The 4520-nt window shown below is 53.4% G+C and carries 3 protein-coding genes and 1 riboswitch; all 3 genes read right to left on the bottom strand.

Annotated features, from left to right (window positions below; all coding sequences use genetic code 11):
• Positions 1 to 341: 341 nt before the first annotated feature.
• On the bottom strand, positions 342 to 1841 hold the full coding sequence (locus GAP13_RS12670) for a MutS-related protein (protein ID WP_158908656.1): 1500 nt from the start codon (positions 1839 to 1841) through the stop codon (positions 342 to 344).
• Positions 1838 to 3445, bottom strand: coding sequence for a MutS-related protein (locus tag GAP13_RS12665; RefSeq protein WP_158908655.1), 1608 nt, complete (start codon positions 3443 to 3445; stop codon positions 1838 to 1840). Before GAP13_RS12665 ends, GAP13_RS12670 begins: the two co-directional genes overlap by 4 nt.
• Positions 3446 to 3492: 47 nt before the next feature.
• Positions 3493 to 3571, bottom strand: a riboswitch (Fluoride riboswitch).
• A gap of 119 nt (positions 3572 to 3690) precedes the next feature.
• Positions 3691 to 4520, bottom strand: an 830-nt coding sequence (locus GAP13_RS12660) for a DUF4384 domain-containing protein (protein ID WP_158908654.1), incomplete at its 5' end; no start/stop codon positions are given.

The following is a 4520-nucleotide window of genomic DNA, read 5'->3' as shown; positions in this document are numbered from 1 at the left end:
ACCCCGAATCGCAAGCTTCAGCGAAATCCCCGCAGCCGGACACGCCTGTCGCAGTCCCTCGTCGTTTCGAACGGCTTCAGCAGCGAGCTGCAATGCCAGCCACGCCTTCAACCTCGCCAGAACGGCCTTTTCTTCGCTCGATAATTGAGACAACTTTGTATTCATTTGTCAGACCTGAAGCCAGCATAGCGCCTTGCGCACCGCCCGGCAAGGCAGGCAAGACAAACCTAGTGTTACGAAGATTGCATATTTTGCTCAGCAACTCAAATGCGTAGCAAAATTGCATTTCTCCAGCAAGAGTAGCTGGGGCTCTGACAAAGGCATATGCAAGGTTCGTGACACTATACTTCTTCCTCAAACACCTTATAGTACAGGTCTTCTCCATGGCTGCGCTGCGAGGGAGCCCCTTCGACGATTCTGAATGTACGCGTGCCGTCTTGGCGGCGCTCTGCCCTCAGCAGAATGGTCGTTTTGTTCGCTTTTTCCCTGAACTGCGCCGCAAACGTATACAAATGCGTCACGAAAAATACCTTTGCCCCGCTCTCGAGCAACGCGCTCACAATCTGCCTGGCGATCTCCGAACCTTCGCGCTCATTCGTCGATGCGAATGACTCGTTGAAGAGAATCAGGCTGTGCGGCTTTATCTGATCCACGATAGTATTCATGCGCTTGAGTTCTTCGTCGAACTTGCCCGAGCCCATGTCCCGGTCTTCCTTGCGACGGTAGTGCGTAAACACACCGCTCCGAATGTCTGCTCTGAACCTTGTGGCCGGCACGAACATTCCCGCTTGCATCATAAGCTGCGCAATGCCCACGCTGCGCAAGAACGTCGATTTCCCCCCTTCGTTGACGCCAGTGATAATCGCGAGGTTTTTGCCATTCGCACACACATCATTCCCCACCGATTTCTTGCCGGAAAAGAGCGAAAGGCACACATTGTAGAGCCCCGAAAACTCGAGCTGAAGCGATTTCGGAGCGCTCGGCACAGGGAAGCACACCGCTTCGCCAATCGATGCAAGCTTTTCCCGCAGATTGAGACAGGCGATATAGAACCCTACCTCATTCTTGAGAATCCTGAAAAAACTCTCGACATGATCCGCCGACTGCGCCAAAGCATTCGCCGCAAAATTGATCCCCCTGTCGCGCAGTTCGCCCAGCGCGCGCGTGCCTGCTTCATCTCTCGCATCGATCGAAAAAGCATATGATGGTGTTTTCGGGCCCAGTATCCTACGTATCCAATTTTTGTCCTTGATATTCGGCTTTCTGAGGGCATGACCAGTGAGCTCGTTCCCCTCTCCGAGCTTCGCGCTGATCATGACGCCGCTGTCGAACCGAAGGTCCTTAAGGTACTGGCTTACCGTGCGCACATACTCATCATTGAGCTCATTCTGGATCATTGCAAAAAACCGGGTGAACCCTTTCGATCTGAACACACTTTGTTTTTCGCGGGCAATTACACGGAGCCGCTCCAGCATAGGCAGATAGGCTTCGAGCATCCGCACCGCGCCATGCAGAATCGAACCAGGATACGCCCCGAACACACCGAACCAGTTCTTGCGCTTGGCTTCGACGGCCTCATCCGCGAGCGCGTAGATATCGCGCACAATTTTTTCGTTCCTTATGCTGTCATCGAGGACCTGTTGACGATAGAGAATCGTTCCCTCATCCATGAGGCTCTGAAAAAGCGCGCTCTTCGATATGTCATAGAGAAAACGGTCGCCTGCGGACATCGCCTTGAGGAGGATATCCACATCGAAATCCTGCATGAGCGCGTCTGTCTGCGGCGCAAGAGGCGCCTGCGGGTCGAAATCTCTATCTTTATACATTAAAAAGACTTTCATGATAGTGCCTCGCCGAAACGTGCCATGGAATCATTGCCGCGCATTTCTCGAGGGTTGCGTCCGCCTTGCGCGCGTGCAAACCTGTTTTTCAGGCTCTCATAGGTGAGATGATACTTTTCAGCGATAGACCGGGCATATGCCAGCCCATCAGCAAGCCGACGCTCAACTTTGAACGTGCGAATCGAGGGATCTTGAGGATCGACACAGCTCACCATGCTCACAATTCGATCATCCATCGAAGCGAGCTCGTCGAGAAAGGTGACGCAGACAGCGATGGCATCGAGGGCGAGAATCTTTTCGAGCACTTTGCGGCTCAGGAAAAGCGAATCCTTTACTGTTGTCGAGGTGAAAATCTCGTTCAGGATGAAAATGCTGGAAGGCGTCGCGCGCTCCAGGCTGTTGTGAATGCGGATGATCTCGTCGTGAAGCTTGCCGCGCTGGCTCTTTATGGTCTCTTCGCGTTCGAAATGAGTGAATATCGCATCATATAAAAAGAGGCGCACACCCGTCCCCGGAACGGGAAGCCCGATCGCCGCAAGATGATGCAGCTGCCCGAAAGCACGGACAAAGGTTGTCTTGCCGCCCTGATTCGGGCCGGTGATCACGATCATGCGTTCTTTGCCCTGCAGACTGAAATCATTCGGCACTACGCGGGTCGACGTCATAGAGACTTTTTTCGCCAGCGCGAGGTCAAAAAAGCCCTGCGCGTATGTATTCTTGTCAGATTCCGCGATTTCGGGATGGCAGAAACTCAGTCCCGCCCTCCTGAGCGGACCGATATAGTCCAGATACGAGATATAGAACTGGATTTCACGCTCGAACGTATCGATTGTCTCGTCGATGAACGAGGCATGCGCCTTGCAGAACTCATCGAGGCTGGCAAAAATCTCGGGATAGAGCTTGGCCACGCAATCCAGAATCTGCGCCTCGACATGATTGAGGCCTATCGAGCTCGGTATTTTGAGCAGGTAACTTTTCGTCGCACCCTGGCGGAAACGGCTGAATGTGTCGTCGATATCGGCTGAGTAATCGATTTCGTTTTCGAACTTTTTGACCCTGACAGTAAGGTTCTTGATAATGATGCTGTAATGGATTTCGCCGAGCGACTGCATGAGCCCTTCCATTTCTGACTTGAGTGTGAGGAAGGATTCTGAGCTTGCATAGGCTATGAGATAATCCCGAAGCGAACGGAGGCCGACTGAACCAAGCTCAGCATCGCGCAATGTCCCCGCAAGCGATTCGACAGATTCGCAGTATGCTGCCACCGCTTCGAGGAACCAGCCTTGGCGATGATGCAAATTGTAGAGCTTTTCGAGAGATGCGAGCGAGCGCCGCATGGAGCGGAACCTGCTGGAAAATGCCTTGATCTTTGCGAGAAAATCGGGCTTTTCCATGTCGCGCATAATCGCCTGGCGAAACTGAACTTCGCGGGCGTTCGAAAGATGTTGGTAGAAAATGTGTTGAAGACCGTATTCAGACAAGCCGCCATTGATGCCTTCCAGTATCTGATCGAGATTGAGATCGACAAAATATTCTGGCATATCGAAGGCAGAAGCCCTGCGCGTATCTTCGGGATTTTCAAAGAGCATGCTTACCGCAATCATACTGACCTCCTTCCGGCTCACATCATTACGGCGCCCTTGCAAAGACACCGTCGGAAGGAGTCATCAGCAGCGGCAAGCCGCGCAGTTCAGGCACATGCCCCGGTGGACTCCATCACCCTCAAAGAAAAGAAAACTAAAGATTTGTTAACTAAATGGTAATGAAAAAGGGCGATTTTAAAAAGGGGTCTGACCCCAAAATTTAAAAATATTTAACCTCGGCGCAACCCAAGGCGCGGGGCTCGCTTTCACGGCAAAATTTCGTACACAACCAGAGCCTCGGCTCGCGTCGTGTCGCTCGAAACGACCGTCAAACCCCGCGAAATCGCGGCCACAGCTGATCCCTGCAAATCCGAAAAATCCGCTTCCATCGTCGCGAACGGTTTCGTCGACGCGACCGCCTTTATGTATTCAGTCCCGTAGGGGCGCCCAAGCACATATTGAAACTTGTCATTCGGCCCGGGAAATTTCAGTGCCTCGCCTGCTTTAATTTTCCCGGAGCCTCCAAAACGGTTCGGCCAAATCAGCTGGGCAACCCCGTTCACATCGACATGGTAAATTTTGAGGTATGCATCTTTGCTCGATGTCACGAGCAAGGTGAGCCGCTCGCCATCGCGATATACCGCCCCCTGGCCGCGATCGGTCGAAAGCGTCACGACGAAGTCTTGAGCTGCCCCCTGCTGCCCGCTGCCTGCTTGACCCCCAGCTCCCGAGCTTGTGAAGAGCTGGCTAAGCGCCGCGGCTGTCTGCACCATTTTTACCGAAGGCTGCACGTTCACATTCGATGGAATCGCAGAGGCAGGCACAGCATATCGCGTCTCGCTGATAAGCCCGCCCGTCGAAAGATCGGTCAGCGTCATCGTGACCAGAACCCCTCGATCATCCTGCGCATACTTTCCGTACAATATTGAATCCGCCCTGTCCGTCCCAAAAAAGTCCCCGTAGAGCGCGCGGATCGCCGGATCCATCGCCGCCGCCACCTGTTTGTCGAAGAGTTTCATCTTGGCAGTCTTTGCAAAAGCGAGCCTGAGCTCATCCTCGAACCAACGGGCAAAAGGCGTTGGCAGCTGCGTGTCCG

Source organism: Rectinema subterraneum, assembly GCA_009768935.1.
GTDB classification, from domain to species: Bacteria; Spirochaetota; Spirochaetia; order Treponematales; family Rectinemataceae; genus Rectinema; species Rectinema subterraneum.
This window is presented reverse-complemented; position numbering and strand designations above follow the sequence as displayed.

What these genes read in the sequence shown, in the direction of transcription:
- GAP13_RS12670 (WP_158908656.1), bottom strand. Translation starts at nt 1,841, where the DNA reads ATGAAAGTCTTTTTAATGTATAAAGATAGAGATTTCGACCCGCAGGCG.
- GAP13_RS12665 (WP_158908655.1), bottom strand. Translation starts at nt 3,445, where the DNA reads ATGATTGCGGTAAGCATGCTCTTTGAAAATCCCGAAGATACGCGCAGG.